Annotated in this window: 23 protein-coding genes; 9 read left to right on the top strand and 14 right to left on the bottom strand. The window is 67.6% G+C overall.

The genetic code is table 11. The features are described 5' to 3' along the window. Positions 1-45: 45 nt before the first annotated feature. Positions 46-840, top strand: a complete 795-nt coding sequence (locus OHA70_RS09790) for an SDR family NAD(P)-dependent oxidoreductase (protein WP_328330824.1) — start codon at positions 46-48, stop codon at positions 838-840. Here OHA70_RS09790 and OHA70_RS09795 read toward each other — a convergent pair. The 3 genes from OHA70_RS09795 to OHA70_RS09805 form a co-directional block, all read right to left on the bottom strand. Then, a complete protein-coding gene (locus OHA70_RS09795; RefSeq protein ID WP_328330826.1) occupies positions 837-1607 on the bottom strand; it encodes a hypothetical protein in 771 nt (256 codons plus the stop codon). The genes OHA70_RS09790 and OHA70_RS09795 overlap by 4 nt on opposite strands. A gap of 1 nt (position 1608) precedes the next feature. Then, on the bottom strand, positions 1609-2442 hold the full coding sequence (locus OHA70_RS09800) for a hypothetical protein (protein WP_328330828.1): 834 nt from the start codon (positions 2440-2442) through the stop codon (positions 1609-1611). 133 nt (positions 2443-2575) lie between these two features. Further along, positions 2576-4726 (bottom strand): (Fe-S)-binding protein, encoded by a 2151-nt coding sequence (locus OHA70_RS09805; RefSeq protein ID WP_328330830.1) that lies wholly within the window; start codon positions 4724-4726, stop codon positions 2576-2578. Between the two features lie 177 nt (positions 4727-4903). On the opposite strand from OHA70_RS09805, the gene OHA70_RS09810 reads away from it, so the two are divergent. Continuing rightward, positions 4904-6832 carry a protein-arginine deiminase family protein gene (locus OHA70_RS09810; protein ID WP_328330832.1) on the top strand — a complete coding sequence of 643 codons (1929 nt, stop codon included), beginning with the start codon at positions 4904-4906 and terminating at the stop codon, positions 6830-6832. Positions 6833-7235: 403 nt separating this feature from the next. Here OHA70_RS09810 and OHA70_RS09815 read toward each other — a convergent pair whose 3' ends face one another. Together OHA70_RS09815 and OHA70_RS09820 are read right to left on the bottom strand one after the other, a co-directional pair. Then, on the bottom strand, positions 7236-8051 hold the full coding sequence (locus tag OHA70_RS09815) for a DUF4097 family beta strand repeat-containing protein (RefSeq protein WP_328330834.1): 816 nt from the start codon (positions 8049-8051) through the stop codon (positions 7236-7238). Between the two features lie 32 nt (positions 8052-8083). Beyond that, on the bottom strand, positions 8084-8770 hold the full coding sequence (locus OHA70_RS09820; protein WP_328330836.1) for an SDR family oxidoreductase: 687 nt from the start codon (positions 8768-8770) through the stop codon (positions 8084-8086). 123 nt (positions 8771-8893) lie between these two features. Here OHA70_RS09820 and OHA70_RS09825 point away from each other — a divergent pair, with 123 nt between their 5' ends. Further along, positions 8894-11383, top strand: coding sequence for a polysaccharide lyase family 8 super-sandwich domain-containing protein (locus OHA70_RS09825; protein WP_328330837.1), 2490 nt, complete (start codon positions 8894-8896; stop codon positions 11381-11383). Here OHA70_RS09825 and OHA70_RS09830 read toward each other — a convergent pair. Together OHA70_RS09830 and OHA70_RS09835 are read right to left on the bottom strand one after the other, a co-directional pair. After that, a complete protein-coding gene (locus OHA70_RS09830; RefSeq protein ID WP_328330839.1) occupies positions 11361-11816 on the bottom strand; it encodes a hypothetical protein in 456 nt (151 codons plus the stop codon). The two genes, OHA70_RS09825 and OHA70_RS09830, sit on opposite strands and share 23 nt — an antisense overlap. A gap of 1 nt (position 11817) precedes the next feature. Continuing rightward, entirely contained in the window at positions 11818-13488 is a 1671-nt protein-coding gene (locus tag OHA70_RS09835; protein WP_328330841.1) for a hypothetical protein, read from the bottom strand. Positions 13489-13623: 135 nt separating this feature from the next. Between OHA70_RS09835 and OHA70_RS09840 the strand changes: the two genes are divergently transcribed. Together OHA70_RS09840 and OHA70_RS09845 are read left to right on the top strand one after the other, a co-directional pair. Beyond that, positions 13624-14211 (top strand): TetR/AcrR family transcriptional regulator, encoded by a 588-nt coding sequence (locus OHA70_RS09840; RefSeq protein ID WP_328330843.1) that lies wholly within the window; start codon positions 13624-13626, stop codon positions 14209-14211. A gap of 4 nt (positions 14212-14215) precedes the next feature. After that, positions 14216-14968 (top strand): CPBP family intramembrane glutamic endopeptidase, encoded by a 753-nt coding sequence (locus OHA70_RS09845; protein ID WP_328330844.1) that lies wholly within the window; start codon positions 14216-14218, stop codon positions 14966-14968. A 6-nt stretch (positions 14969-14974) separates the two neighbouring features. Here the strand turns inward: OHA70_RS09845 and OHA70_RS09850 are convergent, their stop codons facing one another. The 3 genes from OHA70_RS09850 to OHA70_RS09860 all read right to left on the bottom strand — a co-directional run bounded on the left by OHA70_RS09850 (position 14975) and on the right by OHA70_RS09860 (position 17604). Further along, positions 14975-15292, bottom strand: coding sequence for a hypothetical protein (locus OHA70_RS09850; protein ID WP_328330846.1), 318 nt, complete (start codon positions 15290-15292; stop codon positions 14975-14977). 69 nt (positions 15293-15361) lie between these two features. Continuing rightward, a complete protein-coding gene (locus OHA70_RS09855; RefSeq protein WP_328330848.1) occupies positions 15362-16546 on the bottom strand; it encodes an MFS transporter in 1185 nt (394 codons plus the stop codon). Next, complete coding sequence (locus tag OHA70_RS09860; RefSeq protein WP_328330850.1) at positions 16543-17604, bottom strand: DNA polymerase III subunit beta family protein; 1062 nt, start codon at positions 17602-17604, stop codon at positions 16543-16545. Before OHA70_RS09860 ends, OHA70_RS09855 begins: the two co-directional genes overlap by 4 nt. A 108-nt stretch (positions 17605-17712) precedes the next feature. Here OHA70_RS09860 and OHA70_RS09865 point away from each other — a divergent pair, with 108 nt between their 5' ends. Beyond that, positions 17713-18186 carry an AAA family ATPase gene (locus OHA70_RS09865; RefSeq protein ID WP_328330852.1) on the top strand — a complete coding sequence of 158 codons (474 nt, stop codon included), beginning with the start codon at positions 17713-17715 and terminating at the stop codon, positions 18184-18186. On the opposite strand, the gene OHA70_RS09870 is transcribed toward OHA70_RS09865, so the two are convergent. The 3 genes from OHA70_RS09870 to OHA70_RS09880 are packed head-to-tail and all read right to left on the bottom strand — an operon-like array spanning position 18176 to position 21577. Then, a complete protein-coding gene (locus OHA70_RS09870; protein ID WP_328330854.1) occupies positions 18176-19081 on the bottom strand; it encodes an alpha/beta hydrolase family protein in 906 nt (301 codons plus the stop codon). The two genes, OHA70_RS09865 and OHA70_RS09870, sit on opposite strands and share 11 nt — an antisense overlap. 10 nt (positions 19082-19091) lie before the next feature. Then, positions 19092-20270, bottom strand: a complete 1179-nt coding sequence (locus OHA70_RS09875; RefSeq protein WP_328330856.1) for an anhydro-N-acetylmuramic acid kinase — start codon at positions 20268-20270, stop codon at positions 19092-19094. Further along, positions 20270-21577, bottom strand: a complete 1308-nt coding sequence (locus OHA70_RS09880) for an MFS transporter (protein WP_328330858.1) — start codon at positions 21575-21577, stop codon at positions 20270-20272. The genes OHA70_RS09875 and OHA70_RS09880 overlap by 1 nt, the downstream gene beginning before the upstream one ends. Before the next feature lie 83 nt (positions 21578-21660). On the opposite strand from OHA70_RS09880, the gene OHA70_RS09885 reads away from it, so the two are divergent. The 3 genes from OHA70_RS09885 to OHA70_RS09895 all read left to right on the top strand — a co-directional run bounded on the left by OHA70_RS09885 (position 21661) and on the right by OHA70_RS09895 (position 24582). Beyond that, the gene (locus tag OHA70_RS09885; protein ID WP_328330860.1) at positions 21661-22161 is read left to right on the top strand and encodes a SigE family RNA polymerase sigma factor; all 501 of its coding nucleotides are present in this window, start codon (positions 21661-21663) and stop codon (positions 22159-22161) included. Further along, on the top strand, positions 22158-23540 hold the full coding sequence (locus tag OHA70_RS09890) for a hypothetical protein (protein ID WP_328330862.1): 1383 nt from the start codon (positions 22158-22160) through the stop codon (positions 23538-23540). The genes OHA70_RS09885 and OHA70_RS09890 overlap by 4 nt, the downstream gene beginning before the upstream one ends. Positions 23541-23655: 115 nt before the next feature. Then, the gene (locus tag OHA70_RS09895) at positions 23656-24582 is read left to right on the top strand and encodes an endo-beta-N-acetylglucosaminidase H (protein WP_328330864.1); all 927 of its coding nucleotides are present in this window, start codon (positions 23656-23658) and stop codon (positions 24580-24582) included. On the opposite strand, the gene OHA70_RS09900 is transcribed toward OHA70_RS09895, so the two are convergent. Beyond that, entirely contained in the window at positions 24570-25088 is a 519-nt protein-coding gene (locus OHA70_RS09900) for a histidine phosphatase family protein (RefSeq protein ID WP_328330866.1), read from the bottom strand. The genes OHA70_RS09895 and OHA70_RS09900 overlap by 13 nt on opposite strands. Between the last annotated feature and the right edge of the window lie 72 nt (positions 25089-25160).

Here is a 25160-nt window from a genome sequence, read left to right on the forward strand (position 1 = left end):
CCTGTTGAGAGGCAGAATGAGGGCAGCCGAGGAGAGGGGATCGCAGTGTCCAGAGGAGTGCTCGTCACGGGTGCGTCGCGCGGTGTCGGAGCGGAGGTCGCGAAGGTGTTCGCGGCGGCCGGCGACCGGGTCGTGCTGCATTGCCGCGGCGCGGTCGACAAGGCTGAGGAAGTACTGGCCGAGCTGCCCGGCGAAGGGCACGCGGTGATCTCGGGTGACCTTGGCGATGCAGCCGGAATCCCTTTACTTGTTGAGGAATCTGCGAGTGCGCTCGGGCGGATCGACGTACTGGTGAACAACGCGGCGCTCTTCGTCGACGACCCGGTCGCGGGGTCGCGACGGATCGGGCATCCGCTGCTGGAGACCTCGTACGACGACTGGGTCTCGGCTTGGCGACGGACGCTCGCGGTGAACCTGGAGGGTGCCGCCCACCTCACCTGGTGCGTGGCGCGGCAGATGCTCGAGGTGGAGCCCGCCGATGGCGTCAGGCGGGGCGCGATCGTGAATGTCGGGTCGCGCGGGGCCTATCGCGGGGAGCCCGACGTACCGGCGTACGGGGCAAGCAAGGCGGGGCTGCACTCCTTCGGGCAGTCGATGGCGGTCGCACTGGCGCCACATGACATCACCGTGACGTCAATCGCCCCCGGTTTCATCGCCACCGACATGGCAGCCCAAGGCCTCAACGGCCCCGGCGGCGACGCCATCCGAGCCCAAAGCCCCTTCAACCGAGTAGCCACCGCCCCAGAGGTCGCCAAAGCCATCCACTGGCTAGCCTCCCCCGACTCAGGCTGGTCCAGCGGCGCCATCCTCGACTTCAACGGCGCCTCGTACCTGCGTTAGCCCGTCTTGGCGATCATCCTTGCTGAGGGAGCCGTGATCGGGGCGACCGAGTTGTACCCGGTCACGGTGACTTGGGTACCACCGGCCGTCGTCTTGTAGGTGAGCCGGTCGTTTCCCAGCCACATGGACTGGCTCGACGTCTTCGGCGCACCGGCTGGGAGCTTCAGCCCGAGCACCCGGAACATGGCGGCGTTGTTCATCGTCACGTCGTACTTCTCGACCCGGCGGAATCCGATCGTGTCGTGCCCCGCGTACTTGACCTTGACGATGGCTTTGCCCATCGCGTTCATTGACTTCGACGAGTCGGCGCTGTCCATCAACTGTGCGAACAGGACGGCAGCCGGCTCCTTGCTCCGCTTCGGATCCAGCTTCAGGTACTTGCCGTGCAGCTCAGCGATCGGCAGATGCAGGTACAGCACGCCGTCGACCAGGATCCCGTGCGCCGCGCCGCCAAGCTGCGGACTGCTCAGGTCCACCCGGGTCTTGGTCGGCCGGTAGGTCTGCGTGATCGTCGCTGTGACGGTCTGCCCGCCGGCACTGATCCGCATCACCCCGGACCACGACGTCACCTTGGCGTAGGCAGCCGCCGTCACCGGCGCGAACGTGGCGGTCGTCAGCCGCGCAAGCGGCTTGGCGGCCTTCTGATTCGCCACCGGCTTCTTCACGTCGGCCTGCGGCTTGACCGCCACATCGTCGGTGCAGCCCGCGATCCCGAGAACCACCACAAGAGCGGCGGCCAATGCCGCCGCTCTCGACCGGAGCTTCATGTCAGCGTTTGCCGACGATCTTGTTCGCCGCGGGGGCGGCGATGGTGATGGGCTTGTTGTAGTCGGACATCGTCATCAGCATGTCGACGCCGGCCATCGAGAACGTCATCCGGTAGATCAGCTTGTCGCTGCCCATCCAGATCGAGTAGGTCAGCGACTTCGGCACGCCCTTCGGCACCGGCTGGCCGGTCGCCTTCAGCGACTTGGCGGTGTCGACCGTTACGTCGTACCGGTCGAGCTTCTGACCGCCGATCGTCTCGGACTTGACGAACTTGACGTTCGACAGCGCCTTCTCCCAGCCCTTGTAGGACTTGGTCGGGTCGCCGCTCTCGAGCAGCGAGCCGAACGACTTGACCGTCGGGTCGCTGCTGTTCTTCAGGTTCAGCTGGATGAACTTGCCGGCCCCGGTCTGCTTCGGGATCGACAGGTACAGGTTGGACTTGACCAGGATCATCTGCATGGCGCCACCCGCCATCGGGTTGACCATGTCCATCTTCATCGCCAGCGGATTGGTGGTCTGCTCCGACGTCATGGTGATCTTCTGGCCGCCGACCGTCATCACGGTCGACGCCTTGAAGGACTTGGCCTTGGCGGTACCGGACTTCAGCGCCGGGATGAAGCTGGCGTTGGTCAGCCGCAGCGGCTCCTCGGCCTTCGGCGGCGCCGGAGTGCTGACCTCCGGCGTACTGCTGGTGGCCGGTGCGCTGGTGGACTGGGTCGCCGTGGGCTGGGTAGCTCCACCGGCAGCCTTGTCGTCTCCCCCACCACAAGCTGCGACACCGAGAATCATCGGTAGGGCGATGGCCGCGGCCGCCGCCCGAGTACGAAACTTCACGAAATTTCCCTCCCCATTGGAACAACCAACGGATCCTAAAGGTCAGACCTGCTGACTGGGAAGGGAAATTGCAGCAAGCTGCAATGAACTGCAGAAAAAGCTTGCGGTGGTGGGGTGCGCTGCAGTGAACGGTTTATTCGCCGCGCTTGACCGAGGCGAGCAGGAGCTGGGCGACGTCCTGGACCTCGACCGACTCGCGAGCCGAGCCATCGGCCTGCTTGGCGGTCAGACCGTCCGAGAGCATCACCCGGCAGAACGGGCAGCCGGTGGCGATCTTGTCCGCCCCGGTCTCGACCGCCTCGGTGGTCCGGTTCAGGTTGATCCGGCTGCCGGTCTTCTCCTCCATCCACATCCGCGCGCCACCCGCACCACAGCAGAACGACTTCGTCTGGTTGCGCGGCATCTCGGCGAACTCGGCGCCCGGGATGATCTCGAGCAGCTCACGCGGGGCGTCGTACACCTGGTTGTGCCGGCCCAGGTAGCACGGGTCGTGGTAGGTGATCTTCTGCCCGTTGAGCGAGCTGTCGGCCGGAGCGACCGGGGTCAGCTTGCCCTCGCGGACGAGCCGGTTGAGCAGCTGCGTGTGGTGGATGACGTCCAGCTCGACGCCGAGCTGGGAGTACTCGTTCTTCAGCGTGTTGAAGCAGTGCGCGCAGGTGGAGACGACCTTCTTCGCGCCGGTCTCCTTGAACACCTCGGCGTTCTGCATCGCCAGCTGCTGGAAGACGAACTCGTTACCCGCGCGCCGCGCCGGGTCGCCGGTACAGGTCTCGCCATCACCCAGTACGGCGAACGAGACCCCGGCGATGTTCAGCAACTCGGCGACGGCCTGCGTCGTCTTCTTCGCCCGGTCCTCGAACGCCCCGGCGCAACCGACCCAGAACAGGTACTCGACCTCGGCCAGCGTCTCGACGTCGGTACCGACCGTCTTGACCTCGAACGGCAGCCCCTTGGCCCAGTCCATCCGGCCGGACGGGTTCATGTTCCACGGGTTGCCCTTGTTCTCCAGGCCCTTGAACAGCCCGTTGAGCTCGGACGGGAACGACGACTCGATCAGCACCTGGTACCGGCGCATGTCCATGATCGCGTCCACGTGCTCGATGTCGACCGGGCACTGCTGCACGCATGCGCCACACGAAGTACAGGCCCAGAGGGCTTCCTCGTCGATCACGGCGACGTCGGCGGGACCGACCAGCGGGCGCTCCTGCTCGGCCAGTACCAGCTCCGGCAGCGACTTGCGGGCGTCATCGTCGGCAGCGAGCAGGTACGGCGCTTTGGCGTACGCGTGCTCGCGCAGGTTCATCATGATGAGCTTGGGCGACAGCGGCTTCTCGGTGTTCCACGCCGGGCACTGCGACTGGCAGCGGCCACACTCGGTACAGGTGGTGAAGTCGAGCAGGCCCTTCCAGGTGAAGTCCTCGATCTTGCCGACACCCAGCGCGGCGTCCTCGTCGAGCTCCTCGATGTTCTCGAAGTCGATCGGCTCACCCTTGACCATGATCGGCTGCAGCGCGCCGAGCGCGGTACCTCCGTCCGCCTTGCGCTTGAACCAGATGTTCGGCCAGGCGGTGAACCGGTGCCAGGCGACGCCCATCGTGGCGTTCAGCGAGATGGTGATCATCCAGGCGAACGAGATCAGGATCTTGACCATCGCGGTCAGGTAGATCGCGTTCTCCAGCCCGTGCTCGGACAGCCCGCCGAAGACGCCGGACCCGATGAAGAACGTGCTCGGGAAGTGGAACTTCGAGGCGCCGGTCAGCTGGTACTCCAGCCCGCGCAGCGCCAGGATGCAGACCAGTACGCCGAGGATCGTGTACTCGACGTAGTACGCCTGCCAGGCCGTCGACCCGAAGAACCGGCTGTACCGGCCCTTCTCACCGCGCGGCAGGTTGCGCAGCCGGATCACCATCAGGCCGATGATCGAGACCAGACCGGTCCAGCTGAGGAACTCGCTGACCCACTCGAAGACGAACCAGTGGCCGATCACCGGCAGCACCCAGTGCGCGCTGAACAGCTGCCCGAAGGCGGTCACCAGGCTGAGGAACAGCCCGATGAAGCCGAACGCGACGAACCAGTGCAGGACGCCGATGTGGCTCCACTGCAGCATCCGGGTGTGCAGCAGCGACTCCTTGGCCAGCGTCGCAGTGCGCTGCCCCGGCTGGTCGGTCCGCGACACCGGCTGACCGAGCTTGATCACGCTGATGATGTGCCCGATCGTCTTGCCGAACAGCGCGACGCCGACAGCGGCGATCGCGAGCGAGACGACGATGGCGAGGATCTGCATACCAGCGATGTTATTGGTTGGTTACCGGTCAGTCATGTCGGTGTCGGCCTCATCACGCCCCGCGTGTTGCGTCTCACTTGTCGCGGAGACCGGAGACGGACACGTTCCTGACAACTTGCCGACATCGGATCGGGAGTCTGGAGCCGACCTGTTCCCGGCTGTGGAGGATCTGTTCGGATGAGACGTCCTGTATCTCGCAAGCTGCTTCTGGTGGGCTTCGTCACCGCGGGGGTGCTGGGTGGAGCGGTCGCGCCCGCAGCAGCCGCCGGTACGCCGTACGCGCGACTGCTGACCGGTCAGCCGGCCCTGTTCCTGGCCAACCTGGATGACGACGGGGGCCGGTGCCAGGCTGCGGCGCTCAAGATCGCGGCGGCCGCGGTCGATCGCGAGGCCGCCAACGACGAGGCGTTCTACAAGAAGAAGGAGGAGCTGGCGCAGCGGCCCGACCAGGACGAGGCGCAGAAGGAGTACGAGGTACTGGTCAAGGCGCATCAGGTGGACCAGAACCTGGCCGATCGCGAGATGGCCGCCTGCAACGACGCGTCGGACTCGGTGGTCAACGGGTCGGCCGACGCGAAGGACCTGGCCCGGATTCGGACGCTTCCCTGGCTTGGCGCTTCGAAGGACGCCACCGGACAGCTTGCGGTGAGCCAGGCCAACCGGGTGCACCTGTTCGTCAAGCGAGCGCAGGGCTGGCAGCTGGTCGGGCCTGGCACCCGGCTGACCGCCGACGAGGTGCGCCACGGGGTCGAGCTCGGCCTCGAGGGCAAGGACATCATCCGCGACTCTGCCGTCTGGGACGGGCGGGTCGACGTGACGCTGACCGTGACGGCCGGCGGCAAGACGGCGACCAACCGGGTGACGCTGAAGGAGGCGCCGGTACTGACGCAGCTCAACACGCAGCGGTTGGAGCAGGTGTTCTCGTCTTTGAGCGATGACGAGGAGACCAAGGGGTGGCAGGACGTCGTACGGTCGCAGGCTCACGCGTCGGGTGCCTCGCTGAAGATCCTCGACCAGAGCGGCGACTCGTGGACGCAGGACATCTTCGAGCCGGCGTACATGTCGATGCCTGGTTCTGGTGGTCAGCAGCAGAGCATGAAGGTGCTGCTGGGGTCGGTCAACGACAGCCGCCGGGTCGGCTCGCGGGTGATCTTCACCGAGCTTGCCGGGCGTGATGTGGCGGCCGTGCATACCGAGCATGTGCCGGTGCTGGAGCCGTACGAGAACGAGAGCTACGACTCGATGGGCAACCTCGAGACGATGCCCGCGACACCTGGGCACCCGAACGGCCAGATCGTCATCGGTGGCGACGGCGTCGGCCACAAGACCGGCCCGGCCGCCGAGATGGTCACCATGCTGAAGTCGCAGGGCAAGCAGAATCCGATCCCCGTCGACACGTCCTGGCTGTCGATCGGCCATGTCGACGAGTTCATCCAGTTCGTACCGGTACCGGCGAGCCCTCGTGGGTGGAAGGCCGTGGTGGCCGACCCGACCGCCGGGCTTGAGTTGCTGCGCGGTGTGGTCAAGGCCGGGCATGGCGGCGAGATCATGCACGGCGGCCTGCCGAAGCTCGAATGGCCGTACGACGAACGCATCGACCAGCGCACGACGAACGAGTTCCTAGCCGACGAGCAATTCGTCGGCACCAACACCCGCGCCGCCTCGAAGATCGCCGCCAACCTCAACATCCTGCGCCAGCACGGCCTAACCGACGCCGACATCATCCGCATCCCCGCGCTCTACACCGCCCGCGGCCTTGACTACGGCATGCTCGAAACGCAGATCCGCTCCACTCCCGACGGCCCCGAAAAAGACAGACTGACCGCCAAGCTCCACGCCATGCGAGACGCCGTCGCCGAAATCCCCGGCACAGTCAACGGCCTGGTCCTCAACGCCGGCCGCTACGTAGCCCCCAAAACCTACGGCCCCCTCCTCAACGGCAAAGACATCTTCGCCACCGCCATCACCAAGTCCTTCGCCTCAATCGGCTACCAAGTCACCTACGCCAACGACCTAACCTCAGTCCACGTCAGCGAAGGCGAAATCCACTGCGCCACCAACACCCTCCGCACCACCCCAACGCTGGGTTGGTGGCAGAAGCAGTAGCCCCCGTACTGCGCAGGTGCTGTTGTTGCGTGGTGCTGTGGTGAGGGACTGTGGTTCGCAGGATCCCGCGGAGGGGTATGAGCCGATGGTTCACCTTGGCACAGCCGGTCGTGTTGCGGGGTGCCGATGGCAAGGCCGGTCGGGGTGGGCTGGCTGGCCGACTTTGTGCACGACGTGAGCAGATCCACCGCCGGGAAGTGCTCAGGTGGTGCACAAAGTGCCTCAGGCAACTGCTTTTCGGCGTCGGCTGGCGGGTTTTGGTGCGGATGGCGTGATGCTTCAGGCCAGCGGTACGAAACCCTGCCACTGGCCAAGAAAATCGGACTGCAACCGCGGTGGTGCCCCACCCATCAGGGCTGGCTGTGCGCACGCTCCCGCCGCCGGAGCGTGCGCAGTACCGCGTCTACGGCACTGTGATTTGGCCGGTGGCGGTGGTGGTTTTTAGGTTGAGGGTGGTGGTGGCGGTGATGGTGATGTCGCCGGAGATGGTCGCCGCGTGGACTATGGCGTTGGTGGTGGCGTGGATGGTGATGGCGCCGCTGGTGGTGTCGGCGGTGAGTTTGGGGCCCTGGAAGTCGGCGATGGTGATGGTGCCGCTGACTGATTTCGTGGTGAGGTTGCCGGTGATGGTGCCGAGACGGATATCGCCGCTGGTGGTGTGGGCGGTTACGCGGTTGCCGGTGATGATCGAGAGGGTTCCGGAGTGGGTGGTGACGGTGGCGTCGGTGGAGCGTTGGATTGTTACGTCGCCGGAGGCTGACTCGGCGTAGACGCGGGTGGCTGACGGTACGGCGATGCTGCCGGAGCCGCTCTTGAGGTCGACCTCGGTGAGGCCGGCGACGCCGATGTTGGCGCTGTCGGTTCGGGCGATGAGGGTGCTGCCAGGCGGCGCGAACACGGTGATCTCCACCGGCGCGACACCGGAACCCGAGCCGGAGCCCGAGGAGTCCGAGCCGGAGGAGCCGGAGGAGCCGGAGGAGCCTGAGCCCGAGGAGCCGGAGCCGTGGAGGGTGACTACCAGGCGGCCGTCTTCGCCGGATTCGACGAGGGCGTCGCGGACGGCCGTGGCTGCCGGGCCGTCGTCGTCGGTGGTGGCGAGGCCGAGTTTTGCTCGGGTGCAGTCGGGCTGGACCTGTACCTTCACCCAGCCGTTCTGCGCGAACATCCCGATGTCGACGGTGATCGGCCCGTCGACTGCTGCCTCGTAACCACGTTGCATCACAGACTCCCTCGGTGGACCGAGGGCTAAAACTAGGCGACGCGGATGCCGCCGTCGAGGTGGAGGTCGATGGCGTTGGCGGCGCCGTTGCGGAGGAGGAAGTCGGTCGCGTCGACCACCTCGGCCGTGGTGGCGGCGCGGCCGGTGGGGGTGCGGGCGGAGATCATGGACTGGTCGCGGTCGGCCCATGCGGGGCTGTCGCCGACGATGCCGGGGTGGAGTGCGTTGACGCGGACCGGGGCGAGCTCGACGGCGAGGGTGCGCATCACGCCGGAGACCGCGCCGTTGGTCGCGGTGATCATCGTCGAACCCGGGTACGGCCGAAGCTTCCCCAACCCACCGAACAGCACGATCGACGCCCCCGGACGGAACCGCTCATGCAGCACCCGCGCGACCTCCGTGTACCCGACCAGCTTCACCGTCGAGGCGCGCACCGCGTCGGCGATGCTGAAGTCCTTGACCGTGTTGCCGTACTGCTCGATCGCCGTGATCACCAAGTGGTCCACCTCGCCGACGTCGACGAGCGCCTTCTCGATCGTCTCCGGCTCGGCCAGGTTCACGGCCAGCCCGCGCGTGTCCCCGCCGATCTCCGTCGCGGCCTGCTCAGCGCGCTCGGCGGACCGGCTGGTGACGACAACCGAGTCACCGCGCGACGCGTAGTACCGGGCGATCTCCCGGCCGAGGCCACCGCTTCCTCCGACGATCAGCACTGACGACACTGAGCCCACCTCTCATGAAGTTGAATTTTCATCTAAAGCATACACCGGTAAGCGATTGCCGTAACTAACTTTCTCCTGATTGACTCGCGGCGTGAGGTTTTTCCCCTTCGCCCGGGAGTACCAGTGGACATCACCCGTCGCCGCCTGCTGTCTTTCGTCCCCGCCGCCGCCCTGCTGACCGCGGTCAATCCCGCGCCGGCCCAGGCCCAAGCCACCTCGGAAGCAGCACAACTGCTCGCCAACACGCTCGAGATCTTCACCGGTACGCCGGAATCGAACGCCCGCCCAGAGGTCAAGGCCAAGCTCGCCGCCATCGACCAGACCGCCCGCACCTGGCTGGCCGCACTCGACCGCGCCCAGCCCGGTGAGCTCTTCGCCGGTCTCCCCCTCGGCACGAGCGACCCCAACCTCAGCGCCTCGTTCCAGCATCTTTACGAGATCGCCCTCGCCACCCGGCGACCCGGCCCGGCATCCGAGTTGCAGGGCAACACCGCAGTACAGGCGAGGGTGCTCGACAAGCTGCGCTGGCTGCACGCGAACTACTACGGCGACCAGTCGAAGGGGTACTACGGCAACTGGTTCACCTGGGAGATCGGCATCTCGCAGTACGCCGGTAAGACGCTGGCCCTGCTCGACGCGCCGGCCGACCTGATCACCACGTACGTCGCGTCGATGGACGCCTACCTCCGCAACGGCAAGAACGGCGACGTCGACCTCGACTCCCGCTTCCACACCGGCGCGAACCTCGCCGACATCACCGCCAACCGCATCCTGCAGGGCGCGCTGCTAGACGACGACGCCCGGATCCGGAAGGCGTTGCAGGACCAGTTCACCGTCTTCGCGACGATCGACCCGTACCACCTGCAGCACGGCGTCACGGACGGCTACTACGCCGACGGCTCCTTCATCCAGCACGACTCGGTCGCGTACACGGGCTCTTACGGCAAAGGCCTGCTGACCCGCGTCGTGCAGACGGTGAAGACGCTCGACGGCACGGCGTACGCGTCGAGCGACGAGCTCGTGAAGGTCGTGCAGGGGTGGGTCGAACACGGTTTCGCGCCGCTGATCTTCGAGGGCTGGATGATGGAGATCGTCAAGGGCCGCGCGATCTCCCGGCCCGCGACCGGGTACGACGATGTCGCGGTGGTCGTCGAGGCGATCGTCGACCTGGCCGGCTACGCGGCGCCCGCCGATGCCGCCAGACTCCAGAGCTACGTGAAGTTCACCGCCCGCCCGACGCTCAACCCGACCAGCTTCGTGTCTCCGGTCAGCATCACCCGCTTCGCCGACATCGTTGCTAATAGCAACATCAAGCCGATGGATCTCAACCCGGCCGCGAGTTCTGTCGCGTTCAACTCGATGGACCGGACCGTGCACCGAAGGCCGGGATACGCCTTCGCGCTGGCCCGCAGCTCACAGCGGATCAGCAAGTACGAATACATGAGCGGCGAGAACCTGATGCCGTGGTTCCAGGGCGACGGCGCCTACTACCTGTACCTGAGCGGCCAGGACCAGACGCAGGCGTACGGCGTCGACTACCTGACCACTGTGTCGCCATACGGGCTCGCTGGGGTCACTGCGCCCGTAGAGCAACGCAAGTCGATCCCCGAGCTCTACGGCACCGCCTACTACGACAACCCGCCCGACTTCACCGCGTCGTCGGAGCTGCAGAACAAGTACGTCTACTTCCCCGTCGGCACCAACCAGTACTCCGGTGGCGCGACGCTAGGCGCCTACGGGGCGGCCGGCTGGGTCCAGTCGAGCGACCAGGCCTATGCCGACCGCTTGCAGCTCCCCGCCGGCTTCGTGACCTACCGCAACGCCGAGTCGACCAAGTCGTGGTTCCTGCTCGACGACGAGATCGTCGTACTGGCCGCAGGCGTCGGTGATGCGGCCGGCCGCGCTGTCACCACCTCGCTCGACGCACGGCTCGCTGCACCGACTGACGCAGTACAGCTGACCGGCGTACTACGCAACGGCCGCCCCTGGTCGGGCCCAGGCCAAGCCGACCTGGCCTGGCTCCGCTATGCCAACGGATCCACCTCGCTCGGCTACTACTTCCTCCAGCCGACCCCTGTAACTGCAGGCCTTGAGCAAGTGACCCGCAGCCGCCGCGTGATCCGCACAGCCAACCCAGACACCCAGGTCAGCAAGCAGGTCTTCACCCTCACGCACGAGACGACCCACCAGACCACCCGCCGGGCATCCCTCGCCTACGCCCTGATCCCCCACGCCACCGAGGCCACCCTGCGCTCCTACCGCGGCCGCCTCCACCTGCTCTCCAACACCCCACGCCTGCAGGCGATCCACCACCCAACCCTCAACCTCACAGCGGCCAACACCTTCGCCCCCGGCCACCACCAGGTCCTCAACTACACCATCGAAGGCGCCGCGTCCTTCCTGGCTCAACGTCGAGGCAGCACAACTACCATCGCCATCTCAGACCCCACCACAACCCGCTCCACCATCACGGTGACGGTCCTCGGCCAGTGGCTCAGCAACGTCACCGCCGATCCAGGCGTCAAGCTTCAGCACACGATGACCGGCACTCGCCTGACCTACGACACCCACCAGACCTACGGCCGCACGATCAGCGCCACATTCCGTCGCTGACCAGGCTCGGCGGATCTGCCTGGACCGGCCACCGGTACCCGTCCAGCGCAGCATCCGCCGGCCGCCCGGCGACGAGGTAGTCGACGTACTCCGCCTCCACCAGACCCGCATTCACCCAGCGATCCATGGCCGCCCCGGCCAGCCGCCTCGCCGTCTCCAGCGCGAGCTCGGGTTCGTCGGCGCGCGCGATCAACCGCCCGAACCCGTCCTCCTCGTCCCGCACTTCCAGCGACGGGAACTCGCCGACGTCGAAGAACTGGTCGGTGCCGATATCCTCCGCGAAGTACAGGTAGAGCTCGTACCTCGCCGCGGGACGGATCTCGAGGTACCGGATGCCGGCCAGCTCGAAGCCCGTCGCGGGCCCCAGGAACTGCTGGATCGGCTGACCGCGTCGCAGTGCGCCGATCGCCAGTTGCTTTGCCAGGTAGCGCATGTCAGCTCCCCCCGCCGCCGACGACCTGGGTGCGGATGGCAAGGACCCGGGTCTTGCCGGTGGGTGGGATGACCATGGCGACCTCGTGGAGATAGTCCTGACGGAGGGTTTGGTAGTACTTGACGTTCTTGCTGTACGCCGAGACCGCGCCGCTGGTCCAGTTGGCGTAGTTGCCGGGCTCGACCTGCTGCAGGAACTGCTCGGTCAGGTTGAGGAACACCAGCGCGTCACCGTTCGAAGCGATGAAGACGGTCGGCTGGCCGGTCGGCCGGAACGTGTCGGTGACCGTTGAGATGTAGTCCTTCGCGACCTGGCTCTGCTTGTCCTTCGCACGGTTCGCGAGCACCTGGGTCAGGTCCGTCGACGCCACGAATCGCGCCGCCTGCTTGGAGGCCGGTCCCTCCGACAGGTACTGCGCGAGGTTGCCGCCGGCCGCCTGGGGCAGCAGCGGAAGCTTCGCCATGTCCGTCTTGGTCGGCATCCGCACACCATCCATCGGCGGCACGTTCTCAGTGGCGAGCGGGAAGACGGCATGCGTCAGCAGCCACGGCGACCCGGCGTTCTTCCGCTCCCACACCCCGAGCTGTCCGCGCGTCGGGTCGGTGGACAGCTTCGCCGTACTGACGAACTTCATCGGGTACGCCGCGAACTCGGGCGCGCCGATCTCGATGTCCTCGTAGCTGTCGGCCGACGCCGTGTCCTTGCCCGCCGGATCGAGTTTGCGACTGATGAAGGCGCCGGCGCGGGACTGCTCGAGCCGCGGGCCGGCCTCGATCGACTCGGCCAGCTTGGCGTCCCTGGTCTGGTTGACCCGGCCGCGGACCTCGGCGTACCGGTCCATGACGGCCTGCCCGTCGGCCAGCGTTACGGCAGGCTTGGTGGTCACCTCCTGGCTGACGTTCTTCGGCGGTATGCCCGAGCAACCTGTTGCCGTGAGCAACACCACCGTGGCGACCCCGACTGCCCGGCGGACCGAGCTGGGCCGGGGCGAATCGGCCGGTGGGGTGTAGGGCATCACGGGTTGCAGATTCAGCGGCTTGACGACCGGGACCGGCGGGAGTGGTTGCCGACGGCGCCGGACGAACATCAGCAGCAGGCCGATGAACAACGCCAGCAACCCGCCGCCGAACACCATCAGGCAAGTACCGAACAGACCTTCGATCTCCACCCCGAAGGTCACCTTCGCGTCGACGCCGGGGGAACCGTCGGCGTTCATCACCACCACGTCGTACCGGCCGTCGGCGATCTGCCACCCGACCGACTGCTTGCCGGGGCCGTTCGCCTTGGCCGTCCACCAGTCCAGACCGGCCGGCGCGGGCAGTGCCGCGACCGTCCCGGTCAGCTGCTGGCTGTCGAACGTCGCCGGCAGGTCGAAGTGCATGATCCGCGTGTACTGCGAACCGCCGAGGTAACTGGCCACATCGATGTCCTGGCCGATCCCGACGAAGACCGGCTTGGCCGCCGTCGCGGTGACGTGCAGCGTCGGGCCGTGCCGGTCGATCAGGTCGGGCGCGGTCATCACCGCCAGCCCCTTGCTCGCCAGCGACTGCGCGCCGGTGTCGACGGTGTTGTCGGGGCCGACCAGCCAGAAGGCCGCGACCCCTCCCGCGGCGGTGATCAGCAATCCCACCAGAGCCAGCAGCAGGCCGAAGGCGATCCGGGCGACACGCATGAAAGAACTCCCCGTTGGTACGGCAAAGGCGGCCCAGAGCGGAGGCCGTCATCTCGGATAACTGAGGCTGCAGTGATCTGTTACTCTTCCGGCAGTTAGTGAACAGTCATTCGTAAACTCTGCGGCGGGAGATCCATGGCCAGACCACGCCTGATCAGCGACGACGCGATCCTGGACGCGACCCGTCAGGTACTGGCCGAACTGGGCCCCACCAAGCTGACCCTGGCCGCGGTCGGCGCCCGGATCGGGCTCGCCCCGCCGACCCTGATGCAGCGGTTCGGGTCGAAGCGCGGGCTGCTGCTTGCCTCGGCGGCCCGGTCGCCGCTGATGGTGCTCCGGGCGGTCGCGGAGGCGGAGGCCAGGAACACCTCCCCGCTGGCCACCCTGCGCGACTTCGCGCTGTCGAGCGTGGCGCATATCCAGCACCGCGAGGAGCTCGGCAACGGGCTCGGGTTCGTCCAGCTGGATGTCGCGGACCCTGAGTTCCGGGCGCACGCGCTGGCGCATACGGCCGCGATCGTCGACAGCTCCGCCCGGCTGTTGGCGGCCGCCCAGGAGGCCGGCGAGCTCAAGCCGGACGTCGACATCGCGGCGCTGGCCCGCCTCACCCTGGTCTGCTTCAACGGCGCCCTACAGGTCTGGGCCGTCACCGGCTGGGGCTCTCTCACCGACTTCCTGCGAGCCCAGCTCGACCTGCTGCTCTCGCCCTACACGACGGAGTAGACGGATGTTCTTGCGAGTACTGGTGTTCTACGTGACCACCATGGTCTTCTCAGGCGGCCTCAACGCGCTGCAGTCCGGAGTCGGCCCCGATCCCGACCTGATCCAGCTGGTGCAGTTTGCCCCGGCCCTGGCGGTCGGGGTGATGTACCTGCTGTTCAGGCGCAGTACCAAGGTGCAGGTGCGCTTCACCCCGGCTGCGGACGTCGCCGGGCGGTCCGCGGTCATGGTCGGCATCGTGCTGGCGGCGATGGCGGGCTCGATCGCCATCCACGCGGCAGCCGGTCACAGCTGGTGGAGCGGCGGGCTGCCCTTCCCGGTCTGGGCAATGGTCCTGACGATGGTCGTCGGGGCCGCAGGCGAGGAGCTGGGCTGGCGCGCCTACCTCCAGCCCTACCTGCAGACCCGTTTCTCCGCACTACGTTCCTCGCTGATCGTCGGCCTGCTGTGGGGCTTCTGGCACATCGGCGGCTTCGAGTACGGCCTCGTCTACATGGGCCTGTTCGTCGTGATGACGGTCGGCCTGTCGGTCGTGATGGGCGCAGTACTGCAGTCGGCCCGTGGCGCCAACCTGGCCGTCGCCACCGCCGGGCACGCAGCGGTCAACCTCTGTATGTTCGCGCTCTTCGACGAAGAGGACGGCGACAAGTTCTCGATGGCCGCCCTGGCCGCGGTCTGGGTGATCGCGGCAGTAGTCACCCACTACGTCTACCGCCGGCCGCGGACGTCCGTCAGCGCCAAGGCGGGAGCCTTGGTCTAGTACTGGCTAGTTGCGGCCGCGGGGGGCGTAGAGGGCACGGCGGAGGCGGAGCTCGTCGCGGATCGACGGTGGGATCGGCAGGTTGCGCTCGCCCAGGGCGGCCGCGCAGGCCTCCAGGCTCTGCAGCAGGCGGTCCGCCCGCGGGCCGCCGACCGCCCCGATCCTGGGGGCGCCACGCTCGACCTGGTTCGCCGACCGGGCGGCGTTCAGCTCGGCGAAGATGACGCCCAGCGTGATGTCGGACGGCCGGAGCCGCAGTGGCTCGGTCTGGCCCTGGCCGGATGGCACGAGCTGAGCGGACGGCAGGAACAGGGGTAACGACATCTACATCGCCTCGTCACACCGGAGGTTCAAAGGCGCGCTCGACCTTGAGGCGCCACCGACTCCGATGTCTCAAGGTACTCCTACTACTGCTGTCCGGACGCTTCGACTACTCAGCAGAGTCGCTCCTGCGAGCGCTGTGCCCGCCGCGCAAGTCAGTACTGCGACCTGCGCGCCGGTACTCGCCACGCCCCCGAGCAAGTTCATGGAGACGACCAGTGGCAGCGTCTGGGCCAGGGACAGCAGGGACTGCAACCGGGTCAGGTGGGAGCGCGGAGTACTGGCGACGAACAGCGGCGCGAGGTGAGACGTGAACAGCCCGACCCCAACCCCCTGGACGAACGCCGACAACACCGCCGCATAGCCGACTGACGACAGCCCAAGCCCGGTGATGCCTCCCGCAGCCACTAGGCACCCGAAAGCCGCCGCCGCACCGGGTACAGCAAACCCGCCGCCCCTGGCCACAACCAGCGTCACCAGCAGGCTGCCGACGACGGTCGCCCCGACGATCAGCCCAGCCTGCGACGCCGGCCAACCCTGTGAGCGCGCGAGGAGTGGGACGCACAGCGACGTCACCGGCAGCACGAAGGCCGCTGTCAGGCCGACGGTGAGCAGCAGGGCACGGAGTACCGGCTCGGACCAGGCGAGGCGGATGCCGTCGAGGGCCTCCTTCACCACGGACTTGCCAGGAGCTGCGTCCGTGCTCAGCGGAGGCCTGATGGCCAGCAGGCAGGCGAAGGCGACCCCGAAGGTCATGCCGTCGATCAGCAGAGCACCGACCAGACCGGCGGTCGCGACCAGGAGGCCGCCGAGTGGGCCGGCCGCGAGGGTCACCACCTGTTGCGTTGAGGTGCGCAGAGCCATCGCCTTGGGCAGCGTCGCGTCGTCGGCGAAGAGGCGAGGGAACGCGCCCGCTGCGGGTAGGGCGAAGGCGTCGACCGTGCCGATGACTCCGGCGGTCAGGAGGAGCAGCGTTGCCGTAGTACCGGTCAGTTTGAAGGCGAGAGCCAGCAGGAGAGTCAGGAAGGCTAGTAGGAAGTAGCAGGTGAGCAGTACTCGGCGTGGGCCCCAGCGGTCACCCAGGACGCCGCCTGCGAGGAGTAGTACGGCTCTGGGCAGGGTGAAGCCGGTCAGGACGAGACCGGCCACGTGCGGGCCGAGTGCCGACGCTGCCCAGCCAAGGGCGAAGAACAGCGTCGTATCTCCGAAAGACGAGAGTGTCGCGCCTGCCAACCAGCCGTAGAAGCTCCGGTTCACCCGTCGAGGCGGGTCGGCATCACCAGCGTGGTGAACGTCCCCTGGTCGGCCGAGCGAACCACTACCGGCCGGTCGACGGCAGTCAGCTCCAGCAAGACGTCCGGCCCGACGCTGACGCTCAGTGCTGCCGCCAGGAGCGAGGCGGAGAAGCCGAGCTGCGCAGCCCCCGACCCGATCCCCTCCAGTACTCCGAGCAGCTCGCCGCGCGCATAGCCGACCGGCTCCACCGCCGTCACCGTGACCTTGCCCGAGTCGATGTCGAGGGCAACCGTCTCACCGGTCAGCACGGCCATGAACTGCTGCCGGTCCACAACCACCCGGCAGGCCGGCGGAGTCAGTCCGTCGAGGATCGACTGGTACGCCGGGAACTCCTCGTCCACGACCGGTACCACCCGAGACTCGCCGTCGACGACCAGCGCAGTACCGGCCGGGCCAGTCTCCAGCCGCACCTCGACAGCAGCGCCCACCCACCGGGCCAACGCCGTCAGCTCGGACGCCCGGACCAGCAGGTTGCGCGGGTACCCGGCAAACCCGAGCGGCTGAAGCTTCCGCACCGACAGCCGGTAGCGATCGGTCGCCACCACCGCCACCTCGTCCTCACCAAGCTCCAGGAAGACACAGGCCAGCGCAGGGATCTCATCCGACGAGGCCGCAGCCGCAGCCACCTGCCGGATCGCTGAAGCCAGCTCGGCCCCACCCAACGTGACCGCGCACTCGTAGGGCACAGCCGGCAGCGAGGCCAGGATCCGCGCAGTAGCCCGCCGAGCCGCCTCCGCCTTCCCCTCCACCGTCTTCAGATGCGCCTGCACTACGGCCACCCCCTCCGCCGCCCCCTCGTCGAGCACCACCCGTACCTCCGCCAGTGGCAGGTCGATCTCGCGCAGGTCGCGGAGCAACGCAGCACGTGCCTCCTGCGACGGGGCGTAGTACCGGTAGCCGTTCTGGTCGTCCACCGAGGCCGGCCGGAGCAACCCACAGTCGTCGTAGAAGCGCAGCGCGCTCGGGGTCAGCCCGACCTGGCGGGCGAAGGCGCTGATCGTCAGCAGCTCGTCTGTCATGCCGCCGATCCTGGGTCTTCGACCAACTCGAAGGTCAACACGGCAGGGGTTGCGGGCGTCGCGGAGGTCGGCACGACAGGGGGTTGCGGAGGTGTTGAGAATAGAGGCGTGACGAGGTTGTTCGTGGTGTGCGGCGCGCCGGGCGCCGGCAAATCGACGGTGATCCCGGAGCTCCTGCGGCTGCGCTCGAAACAGCTCGTCGTGATGGACATGGACGAGCTGCTGGACCACGAAGGCCGGGTGCTCGGGGTGACGATCGCCGACCCGTCCGCCGCGCGGCACTGGCCCGCGTACAACGCGTTGTGGCTGCGGATCACCGAGCTCGTCCGCCGGTCCGGTACTCCCATGCTGCTGCTCACCCCGGGCATCCCGACCGAGCTGCCCGAGGGCCGCTGGCTGCACCTCGACTGCCCGGACGCGATCCGCCGCAAGCGCCTGACCGAGCGCGACTGGCCGGAGCAGCAGATCGCCGGCGCGCTCGAGGACGCCGCCGAGATGCGCAAGCTGGTCCCCCGGTCCGTGCCGGGCGACGGCACGCCCGAGGAGTCAGCCCGGCTGATCCTTGCCTGGGTCAACGAGTGAACCAGTCGCGCAGGATCGCGGTGTAGTCCTCACTGATCCCCTCCACCGAGCGATCCGGCGTACCCGGCCAGTGACCGACTCCTGGGATCCGGACGCTCTCGACGGCAGTGTTGCCCGACGCGGCCGCGGCCCGTCGCCAGACCTCCAGCGTCTCCGGTACCGGCAGGTTGGCCTCGTCCTCGCCGTGCATCAGCAGTACCGGGCACTTGACGGTCGCGTAGAGCGGCTCGGATGCGAAGTCGATCTCATGCCATACCGGCAGCTCGTCGCCCAGGTCGACGGGGATACCGGCCAGGTCGAACCACGGCTCGCCCGACCGCCGCTGCAGCAGCTCATCTACAGCCACCCGCTCCGCCGAGTCCCGTGCCACCTCACCCCGCGCCTTGCCCCGCAGCAGCTCAGCGACGGCATCACGGATCTCCAGAGCCCCGGCAACGGCCTCATCGCCGTACCCGGCCCGCCGGACCGACAGCTCCGTCGCATGCCGCATCTGCTCCGCAGGACTCACCCCGGCGCACCCGAGCAGCAGCAGGAACGCCGTCTCGGGCAACTGCTGCGCAGCGAGCGCCGCCACCCACGTCCCCTGGCTAACACCCCAGAACCCGACCGGTACGTCGTAGTGCAGCTTCAACTCTTGATACGCGGCAACAGCACCCGAGGCCTGGACGGCGTACGGGATGTCCACGTCGTCATACGGCCAAGGCGCCCGCTCGAAAGCCAGGACCGCGATCCCCAGCGGCGCAAGTGTCGCCGCAAGGTGCTCGAAGATCGGCTGCTCAAATGACGAGCTGCTAGACCCGTGCAGCGCGACAACCCCCGCCCGGACCGGTACTTCGGTAGGCACGGTCAACAACGCGGGCCGCCCGTCGACGGCGATCTCCTGGGCCTTGATCATCGCTGGATCGTCACACGATGCCCGGGTCAAGCAGTAGGCCCACCGGTGCCCACTTGGGCCGCGGCGACACCGGCAGAGGCCCTGCCCCAGGCGTGATCGACCCGAGCACACTGGTGTGCCGTGCGCCGGTACAACTCGGCACAGTCCCGCCAAGCCCGTTCACCGTCAGGAACCCCAGTACTGCGAACGCATACGCCTCCTTGGCCGCTGACGGCATCCCCAGCTCATCAGTGGCCAGCAACGGCACGTCGCCAAGCTCAGACGCCAGCAGATGCATCAGTACCGGGTTGCGGATCCCACCCCCGGCCGCGATGACCTCTGTCCCGCCATGGGCGCGTACTGCGTCCGCGACCGTCCGAGCCGTCAACGCAGTCACCGTGGCGACCAGGTCATCCGGTTCGACCGGCGGGAGCCCACTCATCGCCTCAGCTAGGTAGCCGAGGTGGAACAGCTCCTTGCCGGTGCTCTTCGGCGCGGGACGCGCGTAGTACGGCTCGGCCAGCAGGCGGTCGAACAGCTCTTGGTGGACCTGGCCACGCCCGGCCATCACTCCGTCGGCGTCGAAGGTGGACTCACCAGCGGTGAGCTCACGCACGACGGCGTCGATCAATGCATTGGCCGGGCCGGTGTCGAAGGCGAGCGGGTCATCCACAGCCGGGACGACGGTGATGTTGGCGATCCCGCCCAGGTTGAGGGCGACCGGCGTACCGGGGCGGCCGCGCAACCAGAGGACGTCCACGATGCTCACCAGCGGCGCGCCCTGCCCGCCGGCGGCGACGTCGCGGGTCCGCAGGTCGGAGACGACGGCCGTACCGGTCGCTTCGGCGATCCACGCGGGTTGCCCGAGTTGCAGCGTGCCACGGACCTTGCCCTCGTCGACCCAGTGAAAGGCGGTCTGCCCGTGCGACACGATCAGGTCGGCGTGCCCACCACACAGCTGCTCAACGGCCTGCGCTGCAACGCCCGCGAACGCCTGGCCGATCCCGGTGTCCAGCCGGCAAACCTCCTCCAGCGTTGTGGTTGCTGGAGGCAACGATGCAGTCAGTTCCGCCTGCAGCGCAACGGGATACGGCTGACTCAGCAGGCCCAGCGGAGTCAGTACGATCTGCCCGTCCTCGATCCGCAGGTCGGCCGCCGCGGCGTCGATCGCGTCGAACGAGGTGCCGGACATCAGGCCGATGACGCGCATTAGTCGCGCAACTCGCGCTTGTGGTCGTCGCCGCGGAGCGTCAGCAGGGCGATCACGGAGACCGCGCAGGTGGCGATCACGTAGTACGCCGGGATGTCGACGTTCTTCGTGCGCTTGATCAGCTCCGTGATGATCAGGCCGGCCGAACCCGAGAAGACGGCGTTCGACAGCGAATAGGCCAGCCCGAGACCGGTGTACCGCGCTCTGGTGGGGAACATCTCTGCCAGCATGGCCGGTCCCGGCCCAGCCATCAACCCGACGACGAGTCCCGCCGCGAAGACCGCGGCCCCCTTGGCCGCATTCGAGCTGCCGGTGTCCTGGAGCAGGTTCATCAACGGCAACGCCAGTACGACGACCAGCGCCGCGCCCGTCACCATCACCGGCCGTCGCCCGATCCGGTCGCTCAGCCAGCCCGCCGGCATGATCGACACGGCGAACCCCAGGTTGGCCAGCACGGTCGCGACCAGCGCCTGCTGGAAGCTCGCGTGCAACGTCGCCTGCAGGTACGACGGCATCACGACCAGGAACGTGTACCCGGCCGCCGACCAGCCCATCAATCGCCCGATGCCGAGCGCGATCGCCTTGGCCACCTCAGCCTTGTCTGCCGGCGGCTGAGCCTGAGCCTGGGCCTTCGCGAAGCTAGGTGTCTCATCGAGCCTGAGCCGCAACCACAACGCGACGAGTCCGAGCGGCAGCGCCAGGAGGAACGGCACCCGCCAGCCCCAATCGTTCAGTGCCTCCTTGCTCAGTACGGTCGCCAGGACCGCCGCGAGCCCAGCCCCCACGAGCAGCCCGAGCGCGACGGTCAGAGACTGCCAGGCGCCGTACAGCCCACGCTTCGTCTTGGGCGCGAACTCCGTCATGATCGACACCGCGCCACCGAACTCACCACCCGCGGACAGCCCCTGCAGCGCCCGTACCAGGGTCAGCAGCCACGGCGCCGCCGCCCCAACGGTCGCGTACGTCGGCAGGACGCCGATCAGCGTGGTCGAGCCAGTCATCAGCAGCAGGACCAGGATCAGCGTCGGCCGCCGCCCGATCCGGTCGCCGACCCGGCCGAAGACCGCGGCCCCGATCGGGCGGAAGAAGAACGCCAGCGCGAAGGAGGCGTAGGTCTTGATCAGGCTCTCGGCGTCGCTGGTCGAGCTGCTGCTGAAGAAGTTCGCCGCGATCACCGTCGCGAAGAAGCCGTACGCCCCGAACTCGTACCATTCGACGAAGTTGCCGACCGTCCCGGCGACCAGCGAACGCCGGGTCCGGCGGGCATCGACGCTCAGCTCTGCGGCAGTACCAGGTGCAGTGCTCATGGTTCTCCTTCCGTAGCCGTCTCCAAGCAACCTTCCCCATCGGGCCGGTGTCATTACCGGTAACCAGAACAGAAGGGGGTCGAATGGTCACCCGGGGCGACGACTTCGACGACTTCGTGCGGGGAACCTCGACGAGGTTGCTGCGTACGGCGGTACTGCTCACCGGCGACCGGCCTGCGGCGGAGGATCTCGTCCAGGAGGTCTACGAGCGTGTCTACGTGCGCTGGCGCTGGATCCATACCGCTCCCGAGGCGTACGCCCGCAAGACGCTGGCCAACCTGGTCGCGAACCGCTGGCGGCGCAAAGGGCGCAAGCCGGAGTCTCTGGTCTCCGAACACGCCGACCAACCGAGCCCTGACCGCGCCGACGACATCGTCACCCGCGACCAGCTGGTGACGGCGCTCCAGGAGTTGCCGCCACGGATGCGGGCCGTGATCGTGCTCCGGTACTACGAAGACCTCACCGAGGCCCAGACGGCCGAAGCGCTCGGCTGCTCGGTCGGCACGGTCAAGAGCCAGACCTCGAGAGCCCTCGACAAGCTCCGCCTGACCACCGAACCAGCGATCCTGGAAGGACTGCGATGACCGACACCGAGCTCAAGCACCGACTGACCGCGGCGGTCGACCACATCGACGCCCCTTCCGACCTGGTCCACCGGGTCCGCAAAGGCGGCACCTCGCGGTTGCGCCGTCGCCGTCTGACCGCTCTGGTCGCGGCCGGGCTGACCCTGGTCGCCATCGCCGGGGCGAGCACTGTGATCCAGTACCTGCCGACGCCGGCCCCCGCCCATCCGAACATCAGTGACTCCGGCGGCATCGGCAGCGGCGACCCGTACGGCTTCATGATGAAGGGCAAGACCCGCGGCGACCTAGCCGGCGACAAGGCGTTCCTCGCGGCCGCGGTCACCGCCTGGGAGCAGGGCCGGATGAAGGGGTACGACAAGGAACGCGGCATCTACGACGACCTCCGCGGCGAGTCGAAGGTCTACTGGGCGGGCAACACCCCGGCGGGCAAGGCCGCGATCGTCGTCCAGAACTCGTTCCTGCACGAGCACGGCAACATGCAGATCGACCAAGAAGGCATCCACACCCTGGTCGGCTACGTCGGCACGGACGCCACCGGCAAGACGGTGTACATCACCGGCAGCTACCCGACCCCCGGCCCCTCGCTCGACGCCGCGGTCGTGACCGGGCCGGCCAAGAAGCAGCAGGCGATGGTCGTGATCGACCTGGGCAAGGACATGGGCTGGGCCTACAAGCGCGAGTACACGAAGGCGGGCGGCAGCGTCCGGAAGTACACGCCGCTGAAGTTCGAGGACGGCGTCAGCGTGGTGAAGGTCCCGCTCGGCACCGACCCGTACGCGCTCCAGGTCAGCCTGATGCCACCGGACGAGAAGGAGGGCTACCGGGTCGTCAACGGGCTGGCGCCGGCGACGAGCACCGAGGACTTCGACCAGCGACTCTGGACCGGGGACAAGCAGGCTGACGGTTCGGTCAAGAACGTCACCTGGCCGATGACGAGCGGCGCCGGCGCCCTGGCGGCGAGTGCGAACGAGAACTTCGTGCTGGCGCTCATGGGTGGGAGCGATCCGAGCGCCCAAGGCACCTATCTGCCGGCCTGGGTGGGCTACGGGATCACCCCGAACGGCTCGACGGTGCTGCTGAGCGAGCTCCAGTTCGACCCGGATCCGACCCATCTCTACGCGGTGATCATCCCGAAGAGCGGCCAGGCGAAAATCGTCGAGGGTGGCGTACCGGACCCGGCGGTGCCGCTGCCGGTCAGCATCAAGCTGCCCGGCAACCAGGGCTGGGCCGTCGCCGCCAAGGACGCCGACCTGTCCTACCGGTTCGGCACCGCCGCTTGGAGCGCTCCCCGCAAGAACGCGCTCCTCGTCCCGGCCGGCGCGGGCGCCTCGGTCAAGGTCACTCGCGGCACCAGTACGAAGATCGTCCGGCTGCTCTGAGCGACGGCTGTCACTGTCCGCAGTGACATCTTGACACAACGTCCGCGCCGGTTGAGGATCGGGTCGCTATACCGGTTTAGCGATCACCCGCCCGCCCTCCACCAGGAGCTGATCGATGAGTCCAGCGAACATCAGTAGACGAACCCTGCTGTCCGGTCTCGCGGCGACCACCGCCGTCGCCGCGACCGGCGCGGCGATCCCCGCCGAAGCCGCCGCCACCCGCGACTGCCGCGCCGCGGCCAAGACCGGGCCGGTGACGGTCGCCTACATCGAGGTGAATGACCACAGCATGCTGAGCGCCGGCAAGTACACGCTGGCGAACGGCGGTGCGCAGGTGATCGACGTCGCGGTGATCTTCGCGGCGAACATCAACTACGACACGACCGCCAAGAAGGCGTACCTGTCCTTCAACCCGCAGGTGACGAACGTGCTGAACAACGTCGCCACCCAGGTCCGCCCGCTGCAGCAGAAGGGCATCAAGGTCCTGCTCTCGATCCTCGGCAACCACCAGGGCGCCGGGTTCGCGAACTTCCCGACCAAGGCCGCCGCCGAGGCGTTCGCCCAGGAGCTGGCCGACGCGGTCAACCGGTACGGCCTGGACGGGATCGACTTCGACGACGAGTACGTCGAGTACGGCAACAACGGCACCGGCCAGCCGAACGCCGACTCGTTCATCTGGCTGGTCCAGGCACTGCGCGCCAAGCTCCCGAACAAGCTCATCACCCTGTACGACATCGGCCCCGCGGCCGACCGGCTGGTCAGCGGCAGCCAGAGCATCCGCGAGACCTTCAACTACGCCTGGAACCCGTACTACGGAACGTGGGGCGTCCCGAGCGGCCCGAGCTCCAAAGCCAAGCTCTCGCCCGCCGCCATCTCCTACACCGCCACCAGCCAGAGCACCGCCGTCAGCCTGGCCCAGCGCACGGTGTCCGAGGGCTACGGCGTCTTCCTCACGTACAACCTCACCGAGTCCAACACCGCCACCTACCTCTCCGCCATCACCCAAAAGCTCTACGGCAGCAACACCGTCTATACGCCGTAGATCCACCCTGGCTGCCAGTCGAACGGCGCAGCCACCAGCTCCTCCAGCGACTCCTCGGCCAACAGGTGCTGCAATGCCCACCTGTTGGCCGAGTGCGCAACCACCAGCACCGTGCTGCCGGCATACAGGCGTCTGATGTCCCCGAGGAACGACCTGGTGGATTCGACGACCTCTCGATAGCTCTGCCCGCCAGGAAACGGCACGTCCACCCGCGCGCCCCGAGGCTCCAACTCTGCCCGCGGCCGCCCGTTGAGATCCCCGTAATTGCACTCCCGCAGCCGCCAGTCGATGAAGTGCGGCGCCTGGAGCCCGGCTAGCTCGACCGTCTGCACCGCCCGCCGCAGGTCCGAACTGAAGACCACGTCGACCCCCTGCCGCCTGGCGCCCAACGCGGCCGCCTCCTTGCGCCCTGCCGCGGACAGCTCTCCCGCCAACCACCCGGTGGCGATGCCGTTCTCGTTGTCCAGCGTCGTCGCGTGCGTCTCGTAGATCAGCGTCGTCGGCATGGCTCACAGTCAATCTGCTTTGCGTTCATTACTGGCCGGTATATACTCAAGTTACTCGTGAGTAAAGCTAGA

Source organism: Kribbella sp. NBC_00382 (genome assembly GCF_036067295.1).
Taxonomy (GTDB): Bacteria; Actinomycetota; Actinomycetes; order Propionibacteriales; family Kribbellaceae; genus Kribbella.

What these genes read in the sequence shown, in the direction of transcription:
- OHA70_RS09795 (WP_328330826.1), bottom strand. Translation starts at nt 1,607, where the DNA reads ATGAAGCTCCGGTCGAGAGCGGCGGCATTGGCCGCCGCTCTTGTGGTG.
- OHA70_RS09805 (WP_328330830.1), bottom strand. Translation starts at nt 4,726, where the DNA reads ATGCAGATCCTCGCCATCGTCGTCTCGCTCGCGATCGCCGCTGTCGGC.
- OHA70_RS09810 (WP_328330832.1), top strand. Translation starts at nt 4,904, where the DNA reads ATGAGACGTCCTGTATCTCGCAAGCTGCTTCTGGTGGGCTTCGTCACC.
- OHA70_RS09815 (WP_328330834.1), bottom strand. Translation starts at nt 8,051, where the DNA reads ATGCAACGTGGTTACGAGGCAGCAGTCGACGGGCCGATCACCGTCGAC.
- OHA70_RS09830 (WP_328330839.1), bottom strand. Translation starts at nt 11,816, where the DNA reads ATGCGCTACCTGGCAAAGCAACTGGCGATCGGCGCACTGCGACGCGGT.
- OHA70_RS09835 (WP_328330841.1), bottom strand. Translation starts at nt 13,488, where the DNA reads ATGCGTGTCGCCCGGATCGCCTTCGGCCTGCTGCTGGCTCTGGTGGGA.
- OHA70_RS09840 (WP_328330843.1), top strand. Translation starts at nt 13,624, where the DNA reads ATGGCCAGACCACGCCTGATCAGCGACGACGCGATCCTGGACGCGACC.
- OHA70_RS09845 (WP_328330844.1), top strand. Translation starts at nt 14,216, where the DNA reads ATGTTCTTGCGAGTACTGGTGTTCTACGTGACCACCATGGTCTTCTCA.
- OHA70_RS09850 (WP_328330846.1), bottom strand. Translation starts at nt 15,292, where the DNA reads ATGTCGTTACCCCTGTTCCTGCCGTCCGCTCAGCTCGTGCCATCCGGC.
- OHA70_RS09860 (WP_328330850.1), bottom strand. Translation starts at nt 17,604, where the DNA reads ATGACAGACGAGCTGCTGACGATCAGCGCCTTCGCCCGCCAGGTCGGG.
- OHA70_RS09870 (WP_328330854.1), bottom strand. Translation starts at nt 19,081, where the DNA reads ATGATCAAGGCCCAGGAGATCGCCGTCGACGGGCGGCCCGCGTTGTTG.
- OHA70_RS09875 (WP_328330856.1), bottom strand. Translation starts at nt 20,270, where the DNA reads ATGCGCGTCATCGGCCTGATGTCCGGCACCTCGTTCGACGCGATCGAC.
- OHA70_RS09880 (WP_328330858.1), bottom strand. Translation starts at nt 21,577, where the DNA reads ATGAGCACTGCACCTGGTACTGCCGCAGAGCTGAGCGTCGATGCCCGC.
- OHA70_RS09885 (WP_328330860.1), top strand. Translation starts at nt 21,661, where the DNA reads ATGGTCACCCGGGGCGACGACTTCGACGACTTCGTGCGGGGAACCTCG.
- OHA70_RS09890 (WP_328330862.1), top strand. Translation starts at nt 22,158, where the DNA reads ATGACCGACACCGAGCTCAAGCACCGACTGACCGCGGCGGTCGACCAC.
- OHA70_RS09895 (WP_328330864.1), top strand. Translation starts at nt 23,656, where the DNA reads ATGAGTCCAGCGAACATCAGTAGACGAACCCTGCTGTCCGGTCTCGCG.
- OHA70_RS09900 (WP_328330866.1), bottom strand. Translation starts at nt 25,088, where the DNA reads ATGCCGACGACGCTGATCTACGAGACGCACGCGACGACGCTGGACAAC.